Source organism: Methylocystis bryophila, from assembly GCF_027925445.1.
In the GTDB taxonomy this organism is placed as follows: Bacteria; Pseudomonadota; Alphaproteobacteria; order Rhizobiales; family Beijerinckiaceae; genus Methylocystis; species Methylocystis bryophila.
In genome coordinates this window covers 2,103,412-2,129,905 of the sequence record NZ_AP027149.1, presented here as the reverse complement: position 1 = coordinate 2,129,905, position 26,494 = coordinate 2,103,412, and the positions used below count along the sequence as shown (strand labels likewise).

General features: G+C 64.7%; 21 protein-coding genes. 10 read left to right on the top strand and 11 right to left on the bottom strand.

Annotation, left to right across the window (positions count from 1 at the left end):
* The first annotated feature begins 3 nt into the window (after positions 1–3).
* On the top strand, positions 4–576 hold the full coding sequence (locus tag QMG80_RS10055) for a D-glycero-alpha-D-manno-heptose-1,7-bisphosphate 7-phosphatase (protein WP_085772691.1): 573 nt from the start codon (positions 4–6) through the stop codon (positions 574–576).
* On the top strand, positions 567–1,556 hold the full coding sequence (rfaD, locus tag QMG80_RS10050; protein ID WP_085772690.1) for an ADP-glyceromanno-heptose 6-epimerase: 990 nt from the start codon (positions 567–569) through the stop codon (positions 1,554–1,556). The genes QMG80_RS10055 and rfaD overlap by 10 nt, the downstream gene beginning before the upstream one ends.
* Before the next feature lie 18 nt (positions 1,557–1,574).
* On the opposite strand, the gene QMG80_RS10045 is transcribed toward rfaD, so the two are convergent.
* Positions 1,575–2,324, bottom strand: coding sequence for an enoyl-CoA hydratase-related protein (locus QMG80_RS10045; protein ID WP_085772689.1), 750 nt, complete (start codon positions 2,322–2,324; stop codon positions 1,575–1,577).
* Positions 2,325–2,447: 123 nt separating this feature from the next.
* Between QMG80_RS10045 and QMG80_RS10040 the strand changes: the two genes are divergently transcribed.
* Genes QMG80_RS10040 through QMG80_RS10030 form a run of 3 tightly spaced genes read left to right on the top strand, consistent with a single transcriptional unit; the run spans position 2,448 to position 7,952 of the window.
* The gene (locus QMG80_RS10040; protein ID WP_085772688.1) at positions 2,448–3,206 is read left to right on the top strand and encodes a ComF family protein; all 759 of its coding nucleotides are present in this window, start codon (positions 2,448–2,450) and stop codon (positions 3,204–3,206) included.
* 49 nt (positions 3,207–3,255) lie between these two features.
* Positions 3,256–4,497 carry a metallophosphoesterase family protein gene (locus QMG80_RS10035; RefSeq protein ID WP_085772687.1) on the top strand — a complete coding sequence of 414 codons (1,242 nt, stop codon included), beginning with the start codon at positions 3,256–3,258 and terminating at the stop codon, positions 4,495–4,497.
* A complete protein-coding gene (locus QMG80_RS10030; protein WP_085772686.1) occupies positions 4,494–7,952 on the top strand; it encodes an ATP-binding protein in 3,459 nt (1,152 codons plus the stop codon). The genes QMG80_RS10035 and QMG80_RS10030 overlap by 4 nt, the downstream gene beginning before the upstream one ends.
* A 9-nt stretch (positions 7,953–7,961) precedes the next feature.
* On the opposite strand, the gene QMG80_RS10025 is transcribed toward QMG80_RS10030, so the two are convergent.
* Entirely contained in the window at positions 7,962–8,990 is a 1,029-nt protein-coding gene (locus tag QMG80_RS10025) for a M14 family metallopeptidase (protein ID WP_085772685.1), read from the bottom strand.
* A gap of 5 nt (positions 8,991–8,995) precedes the next feature.
* Positions 8,996–10,396, bottom strand: a complete 1,401-nt coding sequence (locus tag QMG80_RS10020; RefSeq protein WP_085772684.1) for a glutamate-cysteine ligase family protein — start codon at positions 10,394–10,396, stop codon at positions 8,996–8,998.
* Positions 10,397–10,532: 136 nt separating this feature from the next.
* Between QMG80_RS10020 and QMG80_RS10015 the strand changes: the two genes are divergently transcribed.
* Positions 10,533–11,147, top strand: coding sequence for a glutathione S-transferase family protein (locus QMG80_RS10015; RefSeq protein WP_085772683.1), 615 nt, complete (start codon positions 10,533–10,535; stop codon positions 11,145–11,147).
* Positions 11,148–11,159: 12 nt separating this feature from the next.
* Here QMG80_RS10015 and QMG80_RS10010 read toward each other — a convergent pair whose 3' ends face one another.
* The 3 genes from QMG80_RS10010 to QMG80_RS10000 form a co-directional block, all read right to left on the bottom strand.
* Positions 11,160–11,813 carry a class I SAM-dependent methyltransferase gene (locus QMG80_RS10010; protein WP_085772682.1) on the bottom strand — a complete coding sequence of 218 codons (654 nt, stop codon included), beginning with the start codon at positions 11,811–11,813 and terminating at the stop codon, positions 11,160–11,162.
* A complete protein-coding gene (locus tag QMG80_RS10005) occupies positions 11,810–13,060 on the bottom strand; it encodes a BtaA family protein (protein ID WP_085772681.1) in 1,251 nt (416 codons plus the stop codon). Before QMG80_RS10005 ends, QMG80_RS10010 begins: the two co-directional genes overlap by 4 nt.
* 697 nt (positions 13,061–13,757) lie before the next feature.
* On the bottom strand, positions 13,758–14,723 hold the full coding sequence (locus QMG80_RS10000) for an LOG family protein (protein WP_085772679.1): 966 nt from the start codon (positions 14,721–14,723) through the stop codon (positions 13,758–13,760).
* 231 nt (positions 14,724–14,954) lie between these two features.
* Here QMG80_RS10000 and QMG80_RS09995 point away from each other — a divergent pair, with 231 nt between their 5' ends.
* From QMG80_RS09995 to QMG80_RS21700, 3 genes are all read left to right on the top strand, one after another.
* On the top strand, positions 14,955–15,701 hold the full coding sequence (locus tag QMG80_RS09995; protein WP_085772678.1) for a YebC/PmpR family DNA-binding transcriptional regulator: 747 nt from the start codon (positions 14,955–14,957) through the stop codon (positions 15,699–15,701).
* A gap of 450 nt (positions 15,702–16,151) precedes the next feature.
* Positions 16,152–18,122 carry a protein meaA gene (locus QMG80_RS09990; protein WP_085772677.1) on the top strand — a complete coding sequence of 657 codons (1,971 nt, stop codon included), beginning with the start codon at positions 16,152–16,154 and terminating at the stop codon, positions 18,120–18,122.
* 112 nt (positions 18,123–18,234) lie between these two features.
* Positions 18,235–18,576 (top strand): cupin domain-containing protein, encoded by a 342-nt coding sequence (locus QMG80_RS21700; protein WP_102938122.1) that lies wholly within the window; start codon positions 18,235–18,237, stop codon positions 18,574–18,576.
* Positions 18,577–18,649: 73 nt separating this feature from the next.
* Here the strand turns inward: QMG80_RS21700 and QMG80_RS09985 are convergent, their stop codons facing one another.
* From QMG80_RS09985 to recA, 4 genes are all read right to left on the bottom strand, one after another.
* On the bottom strand, positions 18,650–19,048 hold the full coding sequence (locus QMG80_RS09985; protein ID WP_085772676.1) for a type II toxin-antitoxin system VapC family toxin: 399 nt from the start codon (positions 19,046–19,048) through the stop codon (positions 18,650–18,652).
* Positions 19,045–19,278 (bottom strand): antitoxin, encoded by a 234-nt coding sequence (locus tag QMG80_RS09980; protein ID WP_085772675.1) that lies wholly within the window; start codon positions 19,276–19,278, stop codon positions 19,045–19,047. The genes QMG80_RS09985 and QMG80_RS09980 overlap by 4 nt, the downstream gene beginning before the upstream one ends.
* A 122-nt stretch (positions 19,279–19,400) precedes the next feature.
* Positions 19,401–19,646 (bottom strand): exodeoxyribonuclease VII small subunit, encoded by a 246-nt coding sequence (locus QMG80_RS09975; protein ID WP_085772674.1) that lies wholly within the window; start codon positions 19,644–19,646, stop codon positions 19,401–19,403.
* Positions 19,647–19,892: 246 nt separating this feature from the next.
* Positions 19,893–20,966 carry a recombinase RecA gene (gene recA, locus QMG80_RS09970; RefSeq protein ID WP_245299967.1) on the bottom strand — a complete coding sequence of 358 codons (1,074 nt, stop codon included), beginning with the start codon at positions 20,964–20,966 and terminating at the stop codon, positions 19,893–19,895.
* Positions 20,967–21,200: 234 nt separating this feature from the next.
* Between recA and QMG80_RS09965 the strand changes: the two genes are divergently transcribed.
* Positions 21,201–23,462 (top strand): TonB-dependent receptor, encoded by a 2,262-nt coding sequence (locus QMG80_RS09965; RefSeq protein ID WP_085772673.1) that lies wholly within the window; start codon positions 21,201–21,203, stop codon positions 23,460–23,462.
* A gap of 34 nt (positions 23,463–23,496) precedes the next feature.
* On the opposite strand, the gene QMG80_RS09960 is transcribed toward QMG80_RS09965, so the two are convergent.
* Positions 23,497–26,418, bottom strand: a complete 2,922-nt coding sequence (locus tag QMG80_RS09960) for a bifunctional [glutamine synthetase] adenylyltransferase/[glutamine synthetase]-adenylyl-L-tyrosine phosphorylase (protein WP_102938121.1) — start codon at positions 26,416–26,418, stop codon at positions 23,497–23,499.
* Positions 26,419–26,494 lie beyond the last annotated feature (76 nt).

Here is a 26,494-nt window from a genome sequence, read left to right as displayed (position 1 = left end):
GACGTGAATGAGGGCGCGCAGACGGGAAAGCGCTTCGCGCTTCTCGATCGCGACGGAACGGTCGTGATCGACAAGGTTTATCTCGCCGACCCCGCCGGCCTCGAATTTGCCCCCGGCGTGGTCGAGGGGCTGCGCCTCATGCGCGACGCCGGCTTGCGCTTCCTCATGATCACCAACCAATCGGGCGTCGCCAGGGGTTACTTCGACGAGGAGACCCTCGCAAGGATTCACCGGCGTCTGTGCGAGATGCTGGCGCAAGAAGGAATCGACCTCGAGGCTATCTATTATTGCCCGCATGGCCCCACGGACGGCTGCCGCTGTCGCAAACCCCAGCCGGGTCTGGTGCTTGACGCGATGGCGAATTTTGGCTTCTCCCCCGAAGAGGCGGTGCTGATTGGCGACAGCGAGGCAGACATGGGCGCGGCGACCGCGACCGGCCTCACGGGCATTCGCGTCGCGTCGCCGAATGCAGGAGCAATCGCCGCGCACGACGCAGCCCCCGATTTCCTCGCGGCGGCGCGTCGGGCGGTCGCCTATTTCGACTCCCGACAGGCAAAGAATCGGTCATGTACTTAATCACGGGCGGCGCCGGCTTCATCGGCTCGAATATCGCTGAAGCGCTCGATGCGAGCGGCGACGATGTCGTCATCGTCGATTGGCTGCGCGACGATCCCTTCAAATGGCGCAACATTGCGAAGCGACGGCTGGCCGACCTCGTGGCGCCGGAGGATCTCCCGGCGTTTCTTGACGCCAACCGCTCGAAGATCGAGGGGATCGTGCACATGGGCGCGATCTCCTCAACGACGGAGACGGACGTCGACGCCATTGCGCGCAACAATTTCCGTCTCTCCGTCGACCTCTGGCGCTTTTGCGCCGCCGCTGGCCTGCCCCTCGTCTACGCCTCTTCCGCCGCAACCTATGGCGACGGCGCGCAAGGCTTTCTCGACCGTTTCGACGAGGCTTATCTCGCCGCGCTGCGCCCGCTCAATCCCTATGGCTGGAGCAAGCACGTCTTCGACCGTTTCGCGCTGGGTAGCGTCAAGGGGCGCGAAAAAGCGCCGCCGCGCTGGGCCGGACTAAAATTCTTCAACGTCTACGGACCGAACGAATATCACAAGGGCGGCCAGCGGAGCGTCGCGGCGCAGCTTTATGATCAAATTCGCGAGCAGGGCTCGGCGCGTCTCTTTCGCTCGGACAACCCCGATTACGCCGATGGCGAGCAGCTTCGCGATTTCGTATGGGTCGGCGATTGCGTCGAGGTCGTTCTCTGGGCGCTCAAGAACCCTCAAGCGCCTTCCAATCTTTATAATGTCGGCTCAGGTCTCGCGCGCTCCTTCCATGACAAGGCGAAGATCATGTTCGCGGCGCTCGGCCAAAACGCCAATGTCGAGTTCATCAATCTTCCCGAGAATTTGCGCGGGAAATATCAGTATTATACTTGCGCGTCGCTCGAGAAGCTGCGCGCTGCGGGGTTTCAGCGCCCGATGACGACGCTCGAGCGAGGCTTGCAGCTTTACGTCCGCGATTATCTTGCGAGCGACGACCCCTTTCGCTGAAACGGGAGACCTGCCAGGCTATTGCGCGCTCTTTTTTAGAAAGGCCGCGAAGCGGGCTTGAACCTCCGGACTTCTGAGCGCCTGCGCAAAGAGCCGCGCTTCCTCGTCTATGCGTTCGAGGAGCCTCCCCCGGTCGCCGCGCAGCAGGCGCCGCGTGTCGCGCAGCGCCGTCAGGGGCTTGGCGGCGAGGCGCGTGGCCGCCTCGAACGCTCGCGCCTGGAGCTCTTCTTCCGGCAGGATCGCATTCACGAGGCCGACGCGATGCCCCTCTTTGGCGTCGAAGGCCTCCCCCAGCATGAGCAGCTCCGCGGCTTTGGCTTCGCCGAAGCGCATCGGAGCCAGCAGGCTCACGCCGCCCTCGGGTGGAAGCCCAAGATCGATGAAGGCCGCTTTGAACCTCGCCGAGGGAGACGCATAAACGAGGTCGCAGTGGAAAAGCATGGTCGCGCCGATGCCGACCGCGTCGCCAGCGACCGCCGCGACCAGAGGCTTTTCAAAGCTGGCGACCGCCTTGATGAAGCGCAGCGCCGGAAACGCCATGGGCTCGCCGGAGAAGGAGAGGAAGTCCGCGAGGTCGTTGCCGGCGGTGAAGGTCCCTCCCTCTCCGCAAAACAGCACCGCTCGCAGGCTCTCGTCGCCCGACGCCTCCTCGAGCGCCGCAAGCGCCCGCAGATACATATCGCGCGTCAGCGCGTTCTTCTTCGCGGGCCGGTCGAGGACGATCCGCAGCACGCCGCCTTCGCGCGAGACAATCAGCCCGGTCTCCATCAGCGCTCCCTTTTTCAGTATCCTGCGCGGCGGACGGCGCCGCGTCAAACAGCACCGTTGAGGCGGCGAATTCCTCGTCAGAGCGTTGGAGCGCGCGCCCCGTCGCGCTACTCTGGACGCGCCATGTTCCTCTCTGCGCTTTCTCCCGTTCTCTACCGCGCCAGCACAGCCGTGCTCGATCTGTTTTTTCCGCCTGCTTGTCTCAACTGCCGCGCCGCGATCGCCGAGCATGGCGGCCTTTGCCCCCGATGCTGGACTGACATGGCCTTCATCGAGCGTCCCTTCTGCGAGCGGCTGGGGGAGCCCTTCGAGAGGGAGGGCTCCGCTCCGGGGATGATCTCGCTCGAAGCCGCCGCGCGGCCCCCGGTTTTCACGCGCGCAAGGGCCGTCGCCCGCTACGAGGGCGATACGGCGCGGGCGCTGGTCAATCGGCTGAAATATTATGATCGTCACGATCTCGCTGCGCCTATGGGACGCTGGATGGCGCGCGCCGGGGCCGAATTGCTCACGGACGCGGACCTTATCGTTCCGACGCCTCTCCACCGCCTGCGCCTTGCCGAACGGCGCTTTAATCAGGCGGCGCTGCTCGCCGCTCCGATCGCGCGGGAAAGCGCCGTCCCGCTGGAAACCATGGCCTTGGAGCGAGTGAAGGCGACGCCGCCGCAGGTGGGCCTGAGCCGCGCGCGGCGCGCCGAGAATCTTGCCGGCGCCTTCAAGGTCGACCCCGCTTTCGCCGGACGAATCTCGGGCGCGAATGTCGTGCTCGTGGACGACGTGCTGACGACCGGCGCGACCGCCAACGCCGCGGCGCGCGCGCTGCTGCGGGCGGGAGCGGCGCGGGTGGATCTCCTCGTCTTCGCGCGGACCGGGCTGACCCGTTAATTCACAGTGATTCCTGGCGAAGGACTGATTCGGAGAGTAGCATTTCCCGATGGGTTTCACCTTCATCCACGCCGCCGACCTCCATATCGACAGTCCATTAGCGGGGCTCGGCTGCAAAGACGCGCTCGTGCGGGAGCGCTTTGCGAATGCGGGTCGGCGCGCGGTGCAGAACCTCGTCACGGAGACGATCGCCGCGAAGGCCGCCTTTCTCCTCATCTGCGGCGACATTTTCGACGGCGAGTGGCGCGACGTCTCAACGGGACATTTTTTCGCTCGAGAACTCGGACGCTTGGAGCGCGCCGGCATTCTCACTTACATCGTCAAGGGCAATCACGACGCCGAAAGCCTGATCTCCAAGGACCTGCCCTACCCCGAAAGCGTGCGGATATTCCCGTCGCGCAAGGCCGACATCTTCGAAATCGAGTCTCTTCGAGTCGCGCTGCACGGGCGCAGCTTCGCCTCGCGCGCCGTCGGCGGTGATTTTCTCGCCTCTTATCGACCGCGACGCGAAGGCTGGCTGAACATCGGGCTGCTGCATACGGCGCTCGACGGCTCGCGCGGCCACGAATCCTATGCGCCTTGCACGCTCGACGACTTGAGGCGCTTTGGCTACGACTACTGGGCGCTCGGGCACGTGCACGCCGCGGAGATCGTCGCGCGCGATCCTTTCATCGTCTACCCCGGCAATATCCAGGGTCGCCACGCGCGCGAGACCGGCGCGAAGGGCGCCATGCAGATCAGCGTCGAGGAAGGCCGGATCGTCGACGTCTCGCCGCTGACGCTCGACGCCGCGCGCTGGGCGCAAGCGCTTGTCGACGTCGGCTCGTGCCGCGACGAGGCGGACGTCGTGGCTCGGATAGAAGCCGCGATGCGCGCGCAATACGAAGGCTGCGACGGACGGCCGGTCGCCCTGCGCATCACGCTTCAGGGAGCGACTCGCTTCAGCTGCCGACTCGTCGCGGAGCGAGAGCGTCTGGAAGAGGACATGCGCGCGATCGGCTTTCGCCATGCCGAGGACTTTTGGATCGAGAGCCTCAAGATTGAGACCCATGCGCCTCCCAAGAAAGCGCCGGCCCTCGCGGAAGCGGACGCGCTCGATGTCGAGGCGTTGATCTCGGCCGCAGCGGCCGACCCGCAGTTTTCCACGATACTGGCCGAGCTTCTCGCTACGATCGAGGACAAATCGCCGCGCGAGCTGCGCGGGGCGCTCGAGAGCGAAACCTCCGCGCTTCGGGATGAAGCGCGAGACCTGCTCCTTGGGCTCCTCTCCGAGCGCGAGGGCGAAGCGTGAGGATCGAGCGCCTTCATCTCGAACGCTACGGCCGCTTCACCGACCGCATTTTAGAGTTTCGGCCCGACGCTTGCCTCCACATCCTGCTCGGCGCGAACGAAGCCGGCAAGACCTCGGCGCTGCACGCGATCGGCGATCTCCTGTTCGGCTTCGAGGCTCGGACGGACTACGACTTCCAGCATGAGCAGAAGACGCTCCGCGTGGGCGCTAATCTTCGCCTCGGCGATGGGGGCGCCCTTTCGATCCGGCGTCGCAAGGGCAATAAGAACACGCTGCTCGATGAGAATGATAAGCCGCTCGCTGACGACGGGCTCGCTCCCCTACTGGGCTCCCTGACGCGCGCGACCTTCTTTGCGGAATTCGGGCTGACCTCCGCCGCGCTTCGTGCAGGGGGAGACGCCCTCCTGCAGTCGGGCGGACGGCTGGCCGAGACGCTTGCGGCCTCGTCGGCGCAGCTCTCCGCCTTGACGCGCCTGCGCGCGGGACTGGCGGAAGAAGCGGACGCGCTCTTTGGCTCTCGCCGCGCCGAGCGCAAGGCGTTTTACGGGACGCTCGACCGCCATCACGAAGCCGAGAAGCGCCTGCGCGACGCCGTCGTGACTGCAGAATCCTTCGCCGCCGCTCAAAAGGCGGTCGCCGAGACGGAGGCGCAACGGGAGCGACTCGACCGGGAGCATGACGAGCTCTCGCGCGATCTGAAACGCCGCGAGCGCGCATTCCGTGTCTGGCGCAAGCTCAATCAGCTGCGGCGGCTGCGCGAGGAGATGGCGGGTCTCTCCGACCTGCCGGCCGTTTCGCCAGAGCTAGTGAAAGAGTGGCGCGAGGCCTTCGAACTGCAGGCGAAGGTCGAAGAGGACCTCGCGCGCCAGCAGATCGAGGAAATGGAGGCCACGGAGGAAATCGCTGCGCTCAAGATCGACGCGCCGCTCATGGAGATGGCCGCTGAAATCGAAGCTTTGCGAGAAAGATTGGGGGAGACCCGCAAGGCGGAAAGCGACCTGCCCAGACGGCGCGAGGCGGCGCGCGCCGCCCGCGAGCAGCTCAATGAGCTGGCGCGCCGACTGGGCGTCGCCGACGCCGACGCGCTGATCGCACGTCAGCCCAGCGATGCGGCAATCATCGGCGTCGAAGCGGCGTTGGAGGCGCGCAACGACGCAGAGAAGCGGCTGATCGCGGCGCAGGAAACGATGGCCGAGGCCGAGAGACGCTTGCAAGAGCTTGAGCGGGGTCAAGAATCACAAGCTCAAATCGTCGATCCCGCGCCCTTTCGCCGGCGCATCGCCGCCTTCGTCGATATCGGGAGCGAGGCGGATCGGGCGCGACGCGAGCGCTTGGCTCAAGACCACGCGGAAGCAGAACTTTTCAAAGAAGCGCAAAGGCTCGATCCGTCTCCCGGCGCGCCCGACGCGCTGGCGCGCCTGCCACTCCCCGATAGCGCGCGGATCGAGTCCTTTCGCCGCCTCTTCGAGGAGCTGAAAGATTTTGAACAACGAGAAGCGCGAGAGGCAGAACGCCTCGCGCAATCGCTCGCGAAGATTGAGGAAGAGCTTTCGGCCCTGCGCAGAGCGGGCGAGGTGGCGACGCGGGACGAGCTCGCCAAGGCCCGGCATGTGCGCGATGAGACGTTGGCGCAGTTGGAAGCGCGGCTCGAGACCGATCTTATCGCGCGACGCGACGCGCTGGCCAAGCTCGTAGCAGCCGACCGGCGCGTCGACGCCGTCACCGACTCGCTGCTCGACGATGGCGCGCGCGCCGCACGTTTCGCCAATGCGATGGAGCGGCGCGAGAAGCTTCTGCAAGAACGCGAATCATGCGCGCGCGCAATCGAGGAAGGCGAAAAACGGCGAGAGACCGCGTCTTCCGAGTGGCGGCGCCTCTGGTCGACAAGCGGCCTCGAGCCCCATTCGCCCGCGGAAATGCTTCAATGGGTCGAGGATGCGCGGGAGATTTTGGAGAAGCGCCGTCGCATTGAAGAGGCGAGGCTCGCGCTCGTCGCGCTGACGCAAAAATTGGAGGAAAACCGCGCGGCGCTGACGGGGCTAGGCCAGGACCTCGGCGAAGTCGTCGATCGGGACTTGCCGATCGATGCGCTTTACAAGCAGACCCGCGCCGCGTTGGAACGGCTCGAAGCGGATTGGAGCGCCGCGCAGGGATGGGCGGCCCGCAGCGAAAGCGCTCTGGCGGAACTGGCGCGCGCGAAACGACAAAGAGAGATCGCGCAGTCGAAGCTCGAGCAGGCGCAGGCCGATTGGCCGAAAGCGATCGCAGGGCTCGGTCTGGCCGAAAACGCCTCTTCCATCGAAGCCAAGGCGGCGCTCGCGGTTTGGCGGGCCGTCCCGCCTCCCCGCCAGGCGCTCTTGTCGGAACGCCACCGCATTCAAACGATGGAAGCGGACATCGCCTCTTTCGAAGCGGCGGTCGATCGGCTCATCGCCAGCGCGGCGCCGGATCTGGCCAGCCTTCCGCAGCGCGACGCCCTGACGGCGCTGGGCCAAAGACTGGCGGACTCGAGACAGGCGGCGACGAAACGGAGCACGCTGCAAGAGAAGCAGCAGCGGCGAGAGGAAGCGCGCAAGAAGCTGCTTCGGCGCAGCGAAGGGGCGGCAAGCGCGCTGGCCTCGGCCTATGAAGTTCTGGGCGTGAGGGAATCGGCGTCGCTGCGCGCGTCGCTCGATCGGCTCGACCGTCGTTTCGAATGCGAAACCGGACTTAAGGAGGCGCAGCGCGATCTTGTGGAGAGCGGCGACGGTCTCGACGAGGCCATGCTGCTGGAGGAGCAAGCCGGCTTCGAGTTCGACGCGCTGCCCGGAGAGATCGAACGCGCCAAGATCGCCGTCAAGAACATGGTCGATCAGATCGCCCTCGCCGAAACGCGCGTGCACGAGGCCAGACGCTTACGCGACGCCCTTGCCGAGGGGCGCGACGCCGTCGGCGCGGCCGCCGAAAAGGCGGAAGCCGCGGCCGAGCTGCTCGACGTCTCCCGTCGTTGGCTTCGCCGCGCCGCAGCGGCTCGGCTTGCGACCCTGGCGATCGAGCGCCACCGCGAGACGACGGCCGATCCCCTAATCGCGCGCGCGTCCGTCCTGTTCGCCGCCGCCACCGACGGCGCTTTCCAGACATTGGGCGTCGATTACGATGACGCCGACGCGCCAACGCTCGTAGGCTTGCGCGAGAGCGGTCAGCGCGTCGCCGTGGCCGGCATGAGCGAAGGGACGCGCGACCAGCTCTTTCTCGCGCTGCGCCTCGCTTTGCTCGAGCTGCGCAAGGGCGAGCCGCTGCCCTTCATCGGCGACGATTTGCTGGCGAGCTTTGACGACGACCGCACGCGCCGCGCGCTCGAATTGCTCGCGCAATTCGGACGCGAGCGGCAGGCGATTCTTTTCACCCACCACCGCCATGTGGCCGAGATCGCCTCGCAGATGACAGATGTGCGGATCGATGTCGTGCGGCTTTGACGATGCAGATCAAACCCTCTCGCCCTGCAGATTGATCCGGTGCATCAGATAGCCGAGGCAATCCTGGCGCACGGCTTCGGGCTTCGTGGTCAGCATGGCCGGAATCGCCGCGCGCGCGAGGCGGATTTCTCCGTCCACATAGCTGAAGTAGCCCTCCGGCGTGGCTTCGGCGTCCTCTCCCGAAACGAGCTCGAGCTCCACGGCGCCGTTTCCGACAAGGCCAAAGGTCGTCCCGGCTTCGAGCTCGCTGAAATTCAGATGATCGAGATCGGCTGGAAACATGAAATCGGCGACGGCGCCGTCGAATGAGAGCGTCGCCGTCGGCGGCACGCGCACGATCGCATAGGTCCGCAGGAGATTGAGATCCTGCGGCGACGGCGGGTGATCCGGCAGCTCTGCGATGGAGAGACAGGCTTCGAGCAGTTCGATCGCGTGATCTCTGGCCTTGCCCTCGCCGACCTTGCCGCATTCGACGGTAACCGCGGGACAAAGCCTGGCGAAGGCTGAGGTATGCACGCCGAGAGGGCGCTCGGAATGCACGATCGTCCGCGAGAAGAGCCGCGCCAAGGCGAGGAACTTCGGCTCAAGCCGCGGGATGCAGCCGTAATGCGGATTGAAGCCGGTGTTGTTGTGGATGTCGACGCTCGCAAAGAGCCCTCGGCGCGCCGCATAGTCGAACACGAATTGCGCCATATGCGCGAGCGGGTCTGCGATCAGCGGCGTCCCGGGCCAGATGCGGTTGAAGTCCCGCTGGCTCGGCAAGGTCCGCACGCCCGCCGCAGCGGCTTCGATATTGCCGACAAACAGCAGCAGCGAGCGTGCGAGCCCTTTTGCGAGATGGCGACGCAAGAGCTCCTGGGCGGCCTCCAGCCCCGTCTCCTCATTGCCGTGGAGCAGCACGGAGACGAAGAGCGGTCGAGGATCTCGGCCCTGGAGATCGAAGAGCGTCGGTCGTGGCAGCACGTCGATGAGGCGCTCGGGCGGGCAGTCGAGGAATTGGGGCGGCACGCAGTCGAGGATCGCGCAAGGCGTTTCCATTTCGGCTAAAGCTCCCATTCATGCGCGGGCGCGCCGCTGCGTTGTCTCTCGCAATAGGCCGCCATCAGCTCGTAGCGGCTTCGGTCACGCGCTTCGAAGGCGGCGCGCTGCCATGCCGCCCCGGTTTGGCCAGAATGAATCCGCGCCTCGATGATGTCGAGAAATTCTGACGCATCGAGGCCGAGGTCGGAGAGCCCCTGGCGAGCCTGGGGCAAAAGCACATCGGCGAGCAATCGGCGCGCCTCAATCTCGCCAACGCGGGGCCAGAACAGCCGCGCTTCGAGCCCGTCCCGCGCCGCGGCGTAGAAGTTGGCCCGCGCCGCGTCGAAGGGCAATCCGCCTTCGCCGCCAGGGGAGCCTTGCGCTAGATGGTGCGCGAGCCCGAGATAGAGAGCGGCGTTAGCGATCATGTCGACCAGCGACGGCCCGGCGGGAAGAATCCGGTGCTCGATGCGGAAATGCGGCGCGCCGCTGTCGTCGAAACCGATGAGGGGGCGGTTCCAGCGCCAGATCACGCCATTGTGCAGGCGCAAATGACGCAGAGTCTCGGGGGGATCCTCGAAAGCGATGGGCAGCAGCGCCGAGTAGTCGCGAAGATTTTCCTCGAAGAGCTCGAGGCAGGAGACCTGCGCATAGCCGGATCCCAGGGAGACGCGGGCGGGCCCCGGAACGACCACGGCCTGCTCGAAGAGCGGGATGCGCGTCTCCTCCCACAACATCTTGCCGAAGAGAAAGGGCGCGTTGCCGCAGGCGGCGAGGATCGGGCCGGAGGCCGCGACTGACGCGTTGTAGAAGCGATGCGCAAGCCGCGCCGGAGTCTTCAGATGAACTTGAAAGGAGGTTGTCGCCGCCTCCAGCATCACATCGTGATGCTCCGACACCAGATGATCGCGGCCGGCAATATCGATTTTCAGCGGCCTCCCGCCGCGCCGACGCAGAACCTCGGCGTTGAGCGCGTAATAGCGGTTGAGCGGCGAAATATTGGCGAGCGTCAAGTCCTCCTCGCGGATCGTCGGCAAGGTGCCGATCATCACGAGATTGGCGTCGAGCTCATGCGCCGCTTGGTTGCACCGGCGCCAAAGGGCCTCGAGACCGCTCAGCGATCGTCTCAGCGCATCCCCGGAGAGCGCAAGCGGTTCGCTGTTCAGTTCCAGGTTGAAGCGCGACAGCTCGGGAACAGCCAGCGGATCGTTCAACCTTTCGAGCAATTGCTGGTTGACGGGCGAGGGGAAGAAGCTGTGATCGAGGATCCAGGTCTCGATCTCGAAACCGAAAGCGTAGCCGTCGCTGGAGAAGGCGTCGGCTTCAAAAAGCGCGCGGGCGAGCGCCGTCTCGTCTGCGAGCCGCTGCTGGAAACGGGCCGCGTCTTCCTGGGTGAAAGCGGTGGCCTGTATCTCTTCGCCCATGCCTGGGACTCCTCAAGCTCGTCTTATGGCCTTCGGCTTTCAATGAACAGCAGCGCCGCTTCAGCGGGCCTGGCGCCCCGGTTGCATTCTGGCGTGACAGGCAATCGCGGTTCGACGGCAGGGGAACATATCCTCCATGAAATTCTACATGACCCCAGGCTCCTGCTCGACGGGGATTCACATTTTGCTCGAGGAGGCGGGCCTCGTTTTCGAGGCGCACATCGTCAATCTCGTCAAGGGCGACCACCTCAAGCCCGAGTATCTCGCGATCAACCCCCAGGGAAGCATTCCGACCCTGCTGCGCGACGACGGCGTCGCGCTGATGGACTTTGTCTCCATCGCGACATGGATCGCGGAGACGTTTCCGCGCCGGAAGCTTCTCCCCGAGGAACGCGAGTCGCGCGACGCGGCGCTCGCGAACATGGCCTTTTGCGTGGGCCACATCCACGGCGAGGGCTTCCGCCGCGTCTTCGTTCCGGAGCGCTATCAAAGGCAGGGCGCAAAGATCGAGGCGATCCAGGCGGAGGGACGCGCGATCGTCGCTTCGGCGCTGCTCGCGATGGACAGCGAGCTCGCCGGCAAGGATTATCTCGCAGGAAGCTTTTCGATCGCGGACGCCGCCCTGTTTTATAATGAGTTCTGGGCTGACAAGATCGGCATGGAGCTCCCACCCTCCTGCCTCGCCCATTATCAGCGGATGAGGAGCCGTCCCGCTGTCCGGCAGGTGCTCGCCGAGGAAGGCTATCGCTAAAACGACAGCGGCCTATCCGAGCCTCGGGGCCGCGACCTCATGGAAGGCGTAGCCACGGTAAAGAGCGTCGTGGCGATGCGCGAGGCCTCTGGCTTGAGCCTGGGCCGCGAAGTCATTCGCGAGGTTCCGGCGCGGCTGCACGTGGAAGCGCGCGAGCCATCTGGCGAGGGCGATGCGGAACCAGAGCGGCAGCCCCGCCTGATCGCCGAAATCGACCACATGCAGCTCGCCCTCCGGGGTGAGCAGGTCGAAGGCGTGCGCCAGCGCGTCGCGCCACGCGGGGATCATTGAAAGGGCGTAGGAGATGAAGATCCGCTCGAAGCGCGGCACGCCGAAGAGCGCCTGCGCGTCGAAATCCGTCGCGTCGCCTTCGGCGAAGACGATCGGCGCGCCGCTTTTTCGGCGGGCGGCTTGCTCCCGAGCCTCGTCGAGCATCACGGCGGAAATGTCCATGCCGTAGAAACGCGCCTGCGGATAAAGCCGCGACGCGCGAATGAGGTTGCGGCCGGTTCCGCAGCAGATTTCGAGCACATGCGCTCCCGGCGGCGGCGAGAGCGCGTCGATCGTCTCGTCGCGACCGAGGAGATAATGCTTGCGCGTGAGATCGTAGATTCGCCTCTGCGGGCGATACATTCGATCCATGAGAGCGGCGTGAGCGTCGGTCATTGCGGCGTCTGCAGCGTATAGAGATGAAAGGCCCCGTAGATCGAGGAGCGATCTCGACGCGTGAGCTCCCGGCAGCGCTCCTCGTCATAACGCCACCGCGCCAGCAGCTCAGCCGGAAGCCGGCCCGGCAGGAGGCGCTCGTCGGCGGCGGTGCGAAAGATCACGCGAGCCCCGGGGCGAGCCGTGCGCGTGATGTTCTCCCAAAGATGGCAAAGGGTCGCGTCGTCCATCCAGTCCTGCGCATCGAGCAGAACATAGGCGTCGAGGCTCGCTGGCGAAGAGCTTTCGAGAAAGCCTCCCATCGACATGTGTTTCGTCTCGACGCGCGCGGCCCTGGCGCGGACGAGATCGAAGCAGTCCTCCTCGAGATAAGGGGGCGCGGCGCCCTCGTCGCGATCGCCGTAACGGCGGCCGAAAGCCTGGCGCGCGAAATAATTCGAGGAGAGTTCGAAATCGCAGGCGAGCCGGCGCAGGCGCTCGCGCAACACCGCGGCCGCGCCGCCTTCCGCGTCGCCGACCAGAGCGCGATATTGCGCCGGCGGGATGCCGAGTCCGTAGAGCGTCGCCGGTTGATTGACGAGCCAGCGCAGCGTCTTTGTCTCGAAAAGCGGAGAAATCTCGTCCTCGAAAAGCTCGCGCTGCTCTTCCAGCGTGCGCGCCTCGAGCAGCCGGCGAGGATTCTTGCCATGGGCGCGCGCCAGCAGATGACCGGCGCCGATGAAGGAGCCGAGAAGGCCATAGCGATAGAAATTGTCGGCGAAGCGATCGATCCGGCGCCGGCCAAAGGCGGTGCGTCCTTCCCAATAGGCGCGAGACTCGCGGTCGAGATGAGGGCGGACCCAGCGATCGTAGGCCTCGACGTTCTCCGCGCGATCGGCTTCGCCGAAGAAACGGTGGAAGGCGTCGAAATCGGGAAGATGCCGGGCCGCGCAGAGTTTCAGTCGGTTCAGGGCGATATGCGCGCCGTTGAGATCGACCGCGACGATTCGCGCCGGATCGGCGATCAGATAGCTCATGATGTTGCAGCCGCCCGACGCGATCGCGACGACATGATCTTCGGGCCCGATCGCGAGGGCCTCCATGTCGACGACGGGGTCCTCCCAGATCTGGGGATAGACGAGCCCTCGAAAGGCCAAGGTGAAAAGGCGCTCCAGGGCGCCGGCGCGAGAGAAAGTTCTATTTCGGTGGACCGCGGCGCTAAGGCCAGCGGCCGTGGCGCGCTTCATATCGCCGAGATCCACGCTCATCCTCGATTCATCCCCAAGGCCATGAATTTTGGGCGTCCCCGCCACAAGAGCGCGGGGATAGGACGGATGGATGTCAGTCACATGACTACGCGCGCCCGCTGAGGCGTGGACATTTCCCAGGGTGAGCCAACCCTCCAAGCCGGCGCCGGCCGGGCTATCACCATCGGCCGACGGGGCTTGCCGCCGGCGAATTGATTTTCGCGATTGCAACCTATTTAGCGGTTGAGCGAAAGCGGAAAGCGAAAGAGTTTGCGCAAAAATGCGCTGGTCGCGAAGATGTTGCCAAATGAGGAATTCCATAATGGGAAGACGCCTTCTCATCTCAGTATTCTCAGCAATGACGGGCCTGATCGCGTCAACCTCGGTTGGCATGGCTCAGCAGAACGCGGAGCCGAACGTGACCCCTTCCGCTCCAGCGCCGGCCGCGGCGCCTGGCGCTCCTTCTTCGGCTACCGCGGCGCCCGCATCGAAAGGCTCGTCGGAGGCCGCCCCGTCTGGGGAGCTCCAATTTGAAACCGCGAGGCAGGCAAAAAGTCATTGCCCGACGGACACCGTTGTGTGGGCCAATTTTCCGTCAAAGAGCTATTCTTTCTATGGTGAGCGCCGTTATGGAGCCACCAGGCGCGGCGCCTATATGTGTGAAGGCGACGCCATAAGTGGAGGGATGAAGTCGAGGAAGAAAGAAAAGCATCCATAACTATCGACCGAGCAACGGCCGGCCGGCCATTTGACGCCAATATAGAATGTCCTCCCATATTTCTTCCGCGCTTTCCGCATACCAAAAGAGATCGCGATCTTCCGGGTCGATCATGCCCTCCTCTAACAGGAATTCGACGTCGAAGGCGCGGGACCAGAAGTCTTTGCCGACAAGGATGATGGGAAGCGGCTCGATCTTGCGGGTCTGCGCCAGCGTCAGGACCTCGAAGAGCTCGTCCATGGATCCAAAGCCGCCGGGGAAGACTACCAGCGCCGCCGCTCGCAACAGGAAATGCAGCTTGCGGATCGCGAAGTAATGAAAGCGCAGGCAGAGGTCGGGCGTCACATAGGGATTGGGGAACTGCTCATGCGGTAGGTTGATGTTCAAGCCGACGCTGTTGCCGCCAGCCTCAAAGGCCCCGCGATTCGCCGCTTCCATCAGTCCTGGCCCGCCGCCGGTCACGATGGCGAGCTTCCCTCCGCCGGCAAGCGCCGGGGCCGCCCCGACAAGCGCCCCAAACTGGCGCGCGACTTCGTAATAGCGGGATTTTTCCGCGATACGCTCGGCTCTTCGCATGGCTTGCGCGCGCGCCGCGTCTTGCGGATGGGCGGCGGCTTGGCGTTGAGCCGCGTCGAGCCGGGTGGCGGCGGCCTTGTGCTCAACGAGGCGCGTTGAGCCGAAGACGACGATGGCTTCGGTGACGCCGTACTGCTGCAACTGCAACTCGGGCTTCAGATAGTCGAGATCGAGGCGGACGCCCCGCGCCACATCTGATCGCAAGAAGTCCAGATCCTCGGAGCCCTCACGATAGACGGGGCTGTCCATAAGACGCCGCACGCGCAGGGCCGCCTGCGGGTCTTCCGCCTCGCTCTTGGGGAGGCTGCCAGGAAGCGGCGTGCGGCGGCGCAGCGGATCCGGGGGCTGCGGGGTTCGGCGGTCTTCGGGGATGCTGTCGTCACGGCGCATTCTGCGGGGTCCCTCCTGAAGCCGGCGCTTCCTTTATTTCTGGCGCAGCCCGGCGTATATGGGCCGCTTCAGAGCGAATTAGGGCAAAAGTTGACAGACTTTTGCGCTCGGAATTCGCTCCGACGTTTTGATTTGGCGCGATTCCTTATCGCTCGAGCGCTTCCGTTTGGGCGACAAGGAATCGCGCTCGCGCCGCGAAAATGCTGCGGCTTTAGGAGGCAAGGGCGGTCGATGGCCGGGCATAGTCAATTCAAGAATATCATGCACAAGAAGGGCAAGCAGGACGCCATTCGTTCGAAGCTCTTCTCCAAGCTCGCCCGGGAAATCACCGTGGCCGCGAAAATGGGCCTGCCCGACCCCAATATGAACGCCAGGTTGCGCGCCGCCGTGCTCGCCGCGCGCGCCGAGAACATGCCCAAGGACAACATCGAGCGGGCGATCAAGAAGGCCTCGGGCGCCGACGCGGAAAACTACGACGAGGTGCGCTATGAGGGCTATGCGCCGGGCGGCGTCGCGATCATCATCGAGGCCCTGACCGACAACCGCAACCGCACGGCCGGCGAAGTTCGCTCCTATTTCACCAAGGCCGGCGGCGCGCTGGCCGAGACGGGCGCCGTGTCCTTCATGTTCGACCGGGTCGGGCTCGTCGAGTTCGACCGCAAGGTCGCCTCGGAGGACGCCATGATGGAGGCGGCGCTGGAGGCCGGCGCGGAAGACGTGGCCTCCAGCGAGGAGACGCATGAGATCACCACCTCGCTCGAAGGGCTACGCGACGTGGCCAAGAGCCTCGAGGAAAAATTCGGCGAGCCCAAGAAGGCCGCGCTCGTCTGGCGCCCTCAAAACACAGTCGCGGTCGACGACGAGGCCGGCGAGAAGATTTTGAAGCTCATCGGCTCTTTGGAAGACAATGACGACGTGCAGAACGTCTATGTGAACGCGGAGTTTTCCGACGCGCTCGTCGAGAAGATGGCGGGCTGAGGCCCTGGCGCGGCTGAGACAGCGGGAACTCGTGCGGCCGGCGAAGGTGAGGCCAGCGCCTCGCGCCTTCCGCACCGAGGACTGAGGGAGTCATACATCTCTCCCAGGGCTCGTCATGGCCGGGCTTGTCCCGGCCATCCACGCCGAGACCCCCAAGTTCTCTAAGAGATTTTGCGCGAACTGGCCGCTCTCTTCTCAGAGCTCCAAACTCTTGCGGCCTTGGCGGCTTCGCCAAGAAAGTGTTTCGCGCGAGACCCGGAAAGCCGAAGGATTTCGATTAGCGCCAACGGCGCCGCGGCTGGATGGCGTGGATGGCCGGGACAAGCCCGGCCATGACGGGTTGGGTCTCGCAAGGAGGAAGGTTTCCCCGAGCATGGCCGGTCGGGCGCCGCCCCGTTTTGACGCCCTGCGGCCCGATGCGCTATTCGCACAGCAAAGGAGCCTGCACGTATGACCGACGCCCCGCGCCGCGACAAACCTTGGATGTTTCGAACCTACGCCGGCCATTCGACCGCGCGAGAATCGAACCTGCTCTACCGCTCGAACCTCGCCAAGGGGCAAACGGGATTGTCGATCGCCTTCGATCTGCCCACGCAGACGGGCTACGACAGCGACCATCCGCTCGCGCGGGGAGAGGTGGGCAAGGTCGGCGTGCCGGTCTCGCATCTGGGCGACATGCGCACGCTCTTCGAGGGCATTCCGCTCGGAGAGATGAACACCTCGATGACGATCAACGCCACGGCGGTCTGGCTGATGGCGCTCTATATCGCCGCCGCCGAGGAGCAAGGCGTCGCGCGCGCCAAGCTGCAGGGCACGACGCAAAACGACATCATCAAGGAATATCTGTCGCGCGGCTCCTATGTGTTTCCGCCGGCTGCGTCGCTGCGGCTCACGCAAGACCTCATTCTCTTCGCGACGAAGGAATCGCCGAAGTTCAACCCGATGAACGTCTGCTCCTACCATCTGCAGGAGGCGGGGGCGACGCCGGCGCAGGAGCTGGCCTATGCGCTCGCCACCGCCGTGGCCATCCTCGACGGCGTGAAGGCCGCGGGCCTCTCGGAGGCGGATTTCGCGCAGGTCGTCGGGCGCATCTCTTTCTTCGTCAACGCGGGCATGCGCTTTGTCACGGAGCTCTGCAAGATGCGGGCCTTCGTCGAGCTGTGGGACGAGATCACCCGCGACCGTTACGGCGTGAAGGACGAGAAGTCCCGCCGCTTCCGCTATGGCGTGCAGGTCAATTCGCTGGGCCTCACCGAGCAGCAGCCGGAAAACAACGTCTATCGCATCTTGATCGAGATGCTGGCGGTGGTGCTCTCCAAAGACGCGCGCGCCCGCGCCGTGCAGCTCCCCGCCTGGAACGAGGCGCTCGGCCTGCCGCGTCCCTTCGACCAGCAATGGTCGCTGCGCATGCAGCAGATCATGGCTTATGAGACGGACCTCTTGGAATATGGCGACATCTTCGACGGCAATCCGGAGATCGCCAAGAAAGTCGCAGGCCTGAAGGCCGAGGCCAAGGCCGAGCTCAAGAAGATCGACGAGCTCGGCGGCGCGGCCGCGGCGGTCGAGATCGGCTATATGAAGTCGAAGCTCGTCGAGTCGAACACGGCCCGGCTCGAAGCCATCGAAGCCGGCGAGCAGATCGTCGTCGGCGTCAATAAATTCCTGGAGGGCGAGCCCTCGCCGCTCGCCTCGGGCGAGGACGCGATCATGGTGGTGCCGGAGCATGTCGAGGCCGAGCAGATCGCCCGGCTGAAGGCTTGGCGCGAGGCGCGCGACGAGAAGGCCGCGAAGGCGGCGCTGGAAGAGCTTTCGCGCGCGGCCAAGGAAGGCGCCAACTTAGTCGAGCCTTCGATCGCCGCCGCCAAGGCGGGCGTGACGACTGGCGAATGGGGCGGCGTGCTGCGCGGCGTCTTCGGCGAGTATCGCGCGCCGACGGGCGTTTCCTCGACCGCCCGCCAGGTCGGCGGCGCGCTCGACAAGGTGCGCGGCGAGGTCGAGCGCGTCTCGCAGAAGATCGGCAAGCGCGCCAAATTTCTCGTGGGCAAGCCCGGATTGGACGGCCATTCGAACGGCGCCGAGCAGATTGCGGTTCGCGCCCGCGACGCCGGCTTCGACGTGATCTATGCCGGCATCCGCTCGACGCCAAAGGAGCTCGTGGAGACCGCCAAGAAGGAAGGCGCGCATTGCGTCGGCCTGTCGATTCTCTCCGGATCGCATGTGACGCTCGCCCATGAGGTCATCAAGCTCATGAAGGACGAAGGTCTCGCGGGCGTGCCGCTCGTCGTGGGCGGCATCATCCCGCCGGCGGACGAGAAGCTGTTGCGCGAGAGCGGCGTCGCGGCGGTCTACACGCCGAAGAACTTTGATCTGAACCAGATCATGACGGATCTCGCGCATATTATCGAGAGAAGCGTGGCGTAGGACATGACCGACCCCGAAGGCCGGCGACGACGACCTGAGCGTGAAGTTGGATGTCGCGGCGTGGCGAGCTGAGCCTCGCAGCGCGGCGCCACTTGTTCGATCGGCTGCACGAATGATCATGAACAGGCAAAATGCGCAGCACTACAATTGGGGAACCCATTGCGACGGATGGGTGTTGCTCCCGCGCTCAGATCTTATGATTATTGAGGAGCGCATGCCTCCCGGCGCTGCCGAGATCCGTCACTTTCATCGGGTCGCCCGACAGTTTTTCTATGTTCTGTCAGGCACGCTCCATATGGAGCTGGAGGGAGAGACGCAGGCGGTCCCAGCAGGAGGGAGCATGGAAATCCCCCCTTTGCAGCGCCATCAGGCCCGAAACGATTCCCGTGAGGACGTGCGTTTCCTTGTCGTTTCCAGTCCTACCACTCGGGGGGATCGCGTCGACTGCGAATGAGAGCCTGAGCGGGGGGCTCAAAGCGCCTGTGAGGCGGCGCTTATGATTGGCGGAAACGGCAAGCGAAACGCCTTTAACAGAGCCAGTTTTCGACCCTCAATCCTTCCACCCGCGAGAACTCGCTGACATTGGCCGTGACGATCGTGGCGTCTATGGCCAGAGCGTGCGCGGCAATCAAGAGATCGTTCGAGCCGATCGTCTTCCCTTGCTGCTCAAGGCGCGCGCGAAGACGCCCATATTCCGCGTCGGCCGGGACTTCAAATGGAAGAAGGTCAATCTCGGCTAGAAGCTTTTCGACGGCTTCCGCAAGACGCGTCGAGCCCGCTTTCACGCATCCGTAGCGAAGCTCGGCGGCCACGACCATGCTCGTGCAGACGTTGACCTCGCCGACGCGCCCGATGTGCTCCGCGGCACGGCCCCGAGGATTTTTTATCAGGTCGGAGATGATGTTGGTGTCTAAGAGATATTTCAGAACATTCGCTCCGGCGCTGGCGGTCGATCCTCAATCTCGGGAAAGTCCTCGTCGAGAGGCTCCATCGTCGCGAGCAGGCCCAAGAGACCGCGCTTACGCGTCGGCAAAAGCACGAGACGATCGCCTTCGCGCAGCAAGAGCGCCTCATCGCCGGGCAACTCGAATTCGACAGGAATCCGCACGGCTTGATTGCGTCCGTTTCTGAACAGCCTCACGCGCCTCGCTTCCATCCGGGCCTCCTAAACATATGCCATAAGCATATGCCTTCCGTGCTGGCTTTTCAACTCATCCGGAGGCCGGCCGCAGCACCACCGTCACGTCACTTGAAGCCAATTCGAGAGGAGCGGGGTTCTCACTCCGGATCGAGCGGCGCAAGGCCCGATGGCTTGCCGTCCGCGCCAAACGTGATCTTCTCGATGCGCGCCTCCGCCTCGTTGAGCAAAGCGTCGCAGCGCCGCTTCAGCGCTTCGCCGCGCTCGAAGAGCTTCACAGACTCGTCGAGCGAAACGGTCGACTTTTCGAGCGCCGCGACGATCTCCTCCAATTCCTGCATGGCTTTCTCGAAAGGCAGGGTGGCGGGATCGGGAAGAGCGTTCAAAGCGAGACCTTTCGGAGGGATGAGGCAATCTCAGGACCTTGCGCGTCATGGCCGGGCTTGTCCCGGCCGTCCACGCCGAGATGTCGCGCAAACGGGGACGTGGAAGCGCAATGCCTCCGCTCGAATATTTCTGTCGCTCCACGACCCGGACGCCCGCGACGAGCGCGGGCATGACGGCCAAAGGCCAGAGACGCAGACATAGCCCATCGCGCCGGGAATCGCGACCGCTGTGCTCTTATCGCGCTTTTAGCCCTCGCCTTCCTCGGCGCCCCCGTCCTCGAGAATTTTGTCGGCGACGACGCCGGCGTTGGCGCGGATCGCCTCCTCGATTTTGGCGGCCGCCGCCGGGTTTTGCTTGAGGTAGTTCTTGGCGTTCTCGCGCCCCTGCCCTAGCCGCTGGCTGTCGTAGGAAAACCACGCGCCCGACTTCTCCACGACGCCGGCCTTCACGCCGAGATCCACGAGCTCCCCGACCTTGGAGATCCCTTCGCCATACATGATGTCGAACTCGACCTGCTTGAACGGCGGCGCCACCTTGTTCTTGACGACCTTCACGCGCGTCTGATTGCCCACCGCCTCGTCGCGGTCCTTGATCGCCCCGATCCGGCGAATGTCGAGCCGCACCGAGGCGTAAAACTTCAGCGCGTTGCCGCCCGTCGTCGTCTCCGGCGAGCCATACATCACGCCGATTTTCATGCGGATCTGATTGATGAAAATCACGAGCGTGTTCGAGCGCGAGATCGAGGCGGTGAGCTTGCGCAAAGCCTGGCTCATCAGCCGCGCCTGCAGGCCCGGCTGCACCTCGCCCATCTCCCCCTCGATCTCCGCGCGCGGCGTCAGCGCCGCGACCGAATCGATGACCAGCACGTCGACCGCCCCCGAGCGCACCAGCGTGTCGGTGATCTCCAGCGCCTGCTCTCCTGTGTCGGGCTGCGAGATCAGCAACTCGTCGAGCTGCACCCCGAGCTTCTTGGCGTAGATGGGATCGAGCGCATGCTCGGCGTCGACAAAGGCGCAGACGCCGCCGGCCTTCTGCGCCTCGGCGATCACATGCAGCGTCAGCGTCGTCTTGCCGGAGGACTCGGGCCCATAGATCTCGACGATGCGCCCGCGCGGCAGGCCGCCGACGCCGAGCGCGATGTCGAGCCCCAGCGAGCCTGTGGAGACGGTCTCGATCTCCACTGGCTTCTGGTTCTTGCCGAGCCGCATGATCGAGCCCTTGCCGAAGGCGCGCTCGATCTGCGAGAGCGCCGCGTCGAGCGCCTTGGTCTTGTCCACGGAGGTTCCTTCCACAAGGCGGAGATTGGCGGCTTTGCTCACGGCGAAATTCCTTCTGGCACAGGGGAAGCGGGCGGTGCAACGGCGGGCGGAGATCGAAAAACAGCCCGGACGGCCGAGCACCATTGTGCATGCTTTGTTCTCTCCTGCAAGCCTGTTTTCTAGCTTTGTTCGGCCCAAGGGATGGAGGATCAAATCCTATGGCGCCGCTTTCTCGCCATAATTCATGTTATATTATAACATTACAATGCCACTCCGCCGAGAATGGACACCCCGATGAGCCGATGGCCAGCCAGAAGATCTCTCGTTTTCCTTGCGGCGGTTCTGGCTCCGCTGCCGGACCGCGAAGCCGCCGCTCAGCATGCGCTTCCTGACATTGAGGTGTCTCAGAAGCCGCGCAAACAGGCCCGGCTTCGACCACAACAGCCGGCGCGCCCGACGACGACGGCGACGCGCCATGCCGCGCCGCTGCCGATTCTGCGCGCAGCGGCGGCGGTCCCCGGCCCGCCCACGCAGGCGCTCGGGCCGACGACCGCGCAACCGTCGGCGGAATTGACGAACGCCGCCCGGCTCGACCGCCTGCTGCCCAAGATCGGCGCCAGCCAGTATTCGCTCGACCGCGCCGCGATAGAGGCGCTTCCCCAGGGCAATGAGGCGCCGCTCGACAAGGTGCTGTTGCAGGCCCCCGGCGTCACGCAGGATTCAGCGGCGAGCGGCGGTCTTCACGTCCGCAACGAGCACGCCAATCTGCAGTATCGGATCAACGGCATATTGCTGCCCGATGGCGTCTCGGGCTTTGGGCAAGTCCTGGACACGGGCTTCATCGGCTCGCTGTCGCTCATCACCGGCGCGCTGCCGGCGCAATATGGGCTGCGCACCGCGGGCCTTATCGACATCGTCTCGCGCCCGCCGCCGGAAACGCCCGGCGGCAATCTCACGCTCTATGGCGGCAGCCACGCGACCGGTCAGACCTTCTTCGAATATGGCGCCAAGAGCGGTCCATGGGAGGTCTTCGCGACGGGGCGCTTGGTGCGCAACAATCTCGGACTCGAAAATCCCACGCCGAGCCATGAAGCGATTCACGATCTCACCCAGCAAGGGCGATTCTTCGGCTACGCAGCCTATGCAATCGACGACACGACGAAGCTCAGCTACATCACGGGAACTTCGATCGCCAATTTCCACATCCCCAACAACCCCAATCAACCGCCAAATTTCGAAGCCTTCGGCGTCGGCTGGTTCGATTCTTCGAAACTCAACGAAATTCAAGACGAACGCAATTTCTACAATGTGATCGCGCTGACGCATTCAGCCGGTCCGGTCGATGCGCAGCTCTCCTATTTCTCACGCTACTCGACGCTGCATTACGTCCCCGACCAAATCGGCGATCTCGTCTTCAACGGCGTCGCCTCCGACGTCTATCGCGCGAGCCTCGTCAACGGCTTGCAAGGGGACGCCGCCTATCGCGTGAACGACGCCCACACCTTTCGCGCCGGCTTCATCACGAGCGGCGAGAAAACCCATGTCGTGACCAATTCGAGCTTGGAGCCGCTCGACGCGAACGGCGTTCCGATCGACCAGCCTTATGGCGTCTATGACTCCAACGCCAAGGTCGGCTGGATCGCCGGCGTCTACGCGCAGGACGAATGGAAGCTCTCAGACCGGTTGACGCTGAACGGCGGCTTGCGTTTCGATCAGATCTGGCAGTTCGTCGACGCCGATCAGGTCAGTCCGCGCTTTGGGCTGGTCTTCAAGCCGTTGGACGGAACGACGCTGCATGCCGGCTATGCGCGCAATTTCACGCCCCCGCCGCAGGCGCTCGCCGCGCCGACGTCGCTCGTCCTTTACAACAACACGACGCTGCAGCCTGCAATTCCCTATTCGGGTCCGGTCCGCCCCGAGCGCGCGCATGTCTTCGACGTCGGGGCGACGCAGAAAGTGGGGCGTGAGCTCGAGGTCGGCCTCGACTTTTACTACAAGCGGGCGCGCAATCTGCTCGATGACGGGCAATTCGGGCAGGCCTATGCGCTCACGGCCTTCAATTATGATCGCGCCTACAATACGGGCGTCGAGCTAAGCTCGAAATTCGAAAGCGGCGGTCTACGCGCCTACGCCAATCTCGCCTGGGGCCGCCAGCGCGCGACCCAATGGACGTCGAACCAGTTCCTGTTTGGTCCCGACGAATATTCCTATGTCGCCAACCATTATATCTACACCGATCACGCCCAGACCTGGACGGGCTCGGCGGGCGCCTCCTATGTCTTTTGGGGAACGCGCGGCTCGATCGACATGATCTACGGCAGCGGTCTGCGGTCGGGCTTCGCCAACACGACCCACGTGTCTCCCTACGCCCAGGTCAATCTGAGCCTCTCGCGCGAGATTGGCGTGGTGTTCGACAAGCCGCTGACGCTGCGCTTCGATATCGTCAACCTGTTCGACCACGCCTATGAATTGCGCGACGGCTCCGGCATTGGCGTCTTCGCTCCCCAATATGGCCCGCGCCGCGGATTTTTCGTCGCTCTGAAGCAAGCGTTCTGACGGCGAGCCAGAGGCTCGCGGTCCGAGGCCACCCTCACACCGCCCCCATAATCCGCGCGAAAATTTCCCGCACCGCGCTTTGAGTCTCGGCCAGTCGCGCTTGGAGATGCGAAAGGCTCGGCGCATCGCCGGCCTGCAGGATGAGGTCTGTCAGCCCGCGCGAGGCCTTCTTCGGATCGAAATTCTCGGCGATCGCGAGCCGCAGGATTTGCGTCAGGCCCTGATAAAGCGACACGGCGTCGCCTAGCGTCGCGGCGTCGCCCTCGGCCAACACCCCGATCCCCGCAAGCTCCCGAACCGCCTCCGCGATCGAGGTCGAAAAGCGCCGCCCATTCTCGCGGTCTTGGGTCAGCTCCAGAAATTGGATCACGAATTCAATGTCGATCTGGCCGCCGGGCGCCTGCTTCAAGTCCCAGAGCCCGCCCGAGCCTTTCTCGCGCTCGAGCCTTCGGCGCATGTCGAGCGCGTCGGCGGCGGTGGCTGCGGCGTCATGGGGGCGAGAGAGCGCGGCGCCAATCGCGCTTTCGACGCGCGCCGAAAACTCCGGCGGGCCGGCGACGACGCGGGCGCGCGTCAGCGCCATGCGCTCCCAGGTCCAGGCGTCCTTGGCCTGATACTCCTCGAAGGCCTGGAGCCGCACGGCGATCGGTCCCTTGTTGCCGGAGGGCCGCAGCCGAAAATCGACCTCGTAAAGCAGACCTTCGGCGGTCGGGGCCGAAAGCGCGCTGATGAGCCTTTGCGTCACGCGCGCGTAATATTGCGCCGCAGGCAAGGGACTCTCGCCGCCTCGGCTCTCCGTGAGCGGGTCGGCGTCGTAGAGCAGCATGAGATCGAGATCGGAGGCCGCCGTCATCTCGCGGCCGCCGAGCTTGCCGAGCGCGACCACCGCCGCGGCGCCGCCCTCTATCCTCCCATGCGCTTTGGCGAATTCCTCCTCGACCGTCTGCAGCAGGCCGCGGATCGCGACTTCGGCAAGATGCGCGTAGGCGAAACCCGCCTCCGCCGGCGTGAGCGCCATCGTCAGCAGGCGCGCGCCAATGAGGAACTTCTGCTCCTGGCCAAAAATTCTGGCGCGATCGAGCGCCTCCTCATAGGAGCGCGCCTCGGCAAGCGCCGCACGAAGCCGCTGCGACAGATCGTCGCGGCCTGCGGAAGCTGGCTCGATCAGTGCGGCGATCACGCCGGGGCGCCGAGAGATCGTTTCCGCGAGCTTGGGCGCCGAGCCCATGATCGTCGCGATGAGGCGCAAGAGATGCGGATTGGCGGCGAGCAAGGAGAAGAGCTGCAATCCCGCCGGAAGGCCGTTCATGAACTTCTCAAAAGCCAGAAAGGCCTCGTCCGCCTGGCCGGTCGCCGCAAGCGCCCCGAGCAGTGCCGGGGTCAACTCGGTCAATCGCTCGCGCGCCCGGGCCGATCGCATCGCCGGAACTCGGCCGAAATGCCAGGCGCGCAGGCTCTCGGTCACGAGACGCGGACGCCCGAAGCCGAGCCGAGTGAGCGTCGCGAGCGTCTCGGGGTCGTCCTCGTCGCCGGTGAAGACGAGATTGCCGCCCGCGGTGGAAAGCTCGGGCGCGCTTTCAAAGAGCCGGGCGTAATGAGCTTCAACGGTCTCCAGGCGGTTCCGCAAGGCCGAGGCAAAATCGTCATAGAGGGCGAAACCCATCATGCGGCCGATCGCCGCGACGCCTTCGTCGCTTGCGGGCAGCTCATGCGTCTGTCGGTCTTCGACCATCTGCAACCGGTGCTCGACGTTGCGCAGGAAGATGTAGGCCTCCCTCAGCTCGTCGCGCACGCGCGCCTCGATCCAGCCGGCCTCTACGAGGCGGTCGAGCATGGCGAGCGTCGAGCGCCCGCGCAGCGAGACGTCGCGGCCCCCGAGAATCAGCTGCTGTGTCTGGACGAAGAATTCGATCTCGCGAATTCCCCCGCGCCCGAGCTTTACGTCGTGCCCGTTCACGGCGACGACGCCGTGCCCCTTATGCGCGTGAATCTGCCGCTTGATGGAATGCACGTCGGCGAGCGCGGCGAAGTCATAATGCTTGCGCCAGATGAAAGGCTGGAGCTCTTTGAGAAAGATTTCGCCGGCCTCGATGTCGCCCGCGGCGGGCCGCGCCTTGATGAAGGCCGCGCGCTCCCAATTTTGCCCCATGCTCTCATAATAGGCATAGGCGGCTTCCAACGGCAGCGCGATCGGCGTCGCGCCAGGATCGGGTCGAAGCCGCAAATCGAGCCGAAACACGTAACCGTCCGCCGTGCGCTCGCTCATGATCCTGACGACGCGTTGCGTCAGCTTCACGAAGAAGTCCCAATCCTCGTCGGGCTTGGCCAGCCGGGCGCGGGCGCGATCGAACAACACGACGAGGTCGAGGTCGGACGAGTAGTTCAACTCGAAGGCGCCGGCCTTGCCCATGGCAAGGAAGATCCAGCCCGCGCGCCGCGCCGGATCATCGGGATCGTCGAGTGACAGGCTCCCCGCTTGCGCCGCCTGGCGCAAGGTAAAGTCGATCGCGGCGGCGAGCGCCGCGTCGGCAAATTCGGTGAGCGCCCTCGTGACGCTTTCGACGTCCCAGACGCCTGCAAGATCGGCAAGACCCGCGAGAAGGGCCGCCTCCTCCTTGGCCCCGCGCAACGCCCGCATCGCCTCGGCCTCCGTCTCGGGCCTCAAGGCGCGTACGCGACATAATAACGCAGCGAGGCTCTCCTCGGGCGGCGAGAGTATCAGACGCGCCGTTCGCCCAGGGTCACGCGAGGCGATCTCGCCAAGAAAGGGCGAAGCGCCAAAAACCCCCAAAAGCAGTTCCTTCGCCTTGGATTCGCCATCGAGAAGGGTGGTGAGACGCCCTTCGACGTCGCGCTCCCGCGCTCGCTCCAGAGCCCGCTGCGCCAGGGCGGGATCGCTGGCGGACAAGGCGCTTTTTGCGCGTGCGAAAAGACTTTGCGACGCGATTTTGACCACGGAGCCTTCGGCGTTTGACGGAGACACGACTCCCACCTTGCTTCTTGCGCCGAATTTTAAGAGATTGGCGGCGATG

Coding starts and splice junctions, on each gene's coding strand:
- QMG80_RS10010 (WP_085772682.1), bottom strand. CDS start 11,813: ATGACCGACGCTCACGCCGCTCTCATGGATCGAATGTATCGCCCGCAG.
- QMG80_RS09990 (WP_085772677.1), top strand. CDS start 16,152: ATGACCGACGCCCCGCGCCGCGACAAACCTTGGATGTTTCGAACCTAC.
- QMG80_RS10000 (WP_085772679.1), bottom strand. CDS start 14,723: ATGCGCCGTGACGACAGCATCCCCGAAGACCGCCGAACCCCGCAGCCC.
- QMG80_RS10035 (WP_085772687.1), top strand. CDS start 3,256: ATGGGTTTCACCTTCATCCACGCCGCCGACCTCCATATCGACAGTCCA.
- QMG80_RS09965 (WP_085772673.1), top strand. CDS start 21,201: ATGAGCCGATGGCCAGCCAGAAGATCTCTCGTTTTCCTTGCGGCGGTT.
- QMG80_RS10025 (WP_085772685.1), bottom strand. CDS start 8,990: ATGGAAACGCCTTGCGCGATCCTCGACTGCGTGCCGCCCCAATTCCTC.
- QMG80_RS09980 (WP_085772675.1), bottom strand. CDS start 19,278: ATGGAAGCGAGGCGCGTGAGGCTGTTCAGAAACGGACGCAATCAAGCC.
- QMG80_RS10015 (WP_085772683.1), top strand. CDS start 10,533: ATGAAATTCTACATGACCCCAGGCTCCTGCTCGACGGGGATTCACATT.
- QMG80_RS10040 (WP_085772688.1), top strand. CDS start 2,448: ATGTTCCTCTCTGCGCTTTCTCCCGTTCTCTACCGCGCCAGCACAGCC.
- QMG80_RS21700 (WP_102938122.1), top strand. CDS start 18,235: ATGATCATGAACAGGCAAAATGCGCAGCACTACAATTGGGGAACCCAT.
- QMG80_RS10020 (WP_085772684.1), bottom strand. CDS start 10,396: ATGGGCGAAGAGATACAGGCCACCGCTTTCACCCAGGAAGACGCGGCC.
- QMG80_RS10045 (WP_085772689.1), bottom strand. CDS start 2,324: ATGGAGACCGGGCTGATTGTCTCGCGCGAAGGCGGCGTGCTGCGGATC.
- QMG80_RS10005 (WP_085772681.1), bottom strand. CDS start 13,060: ATGAGCGTGGATCTCGGCGATATGAAGCGCGCCACGGCCGCTGGCCTT.
- QMG80_RS09995 (WP_085772678.1), top strand. CDS start 14,955: ATGGCCGGGCATAGTCAATTCAAGAATATCATGCACAAGAAGGGCAAG.
- rfaD (WP_085772690.1), top strand. CDS start 567: ATGTACTTAATCACGGGCGGCGCCGGCTTCATCGGCTCGAATATCGCT.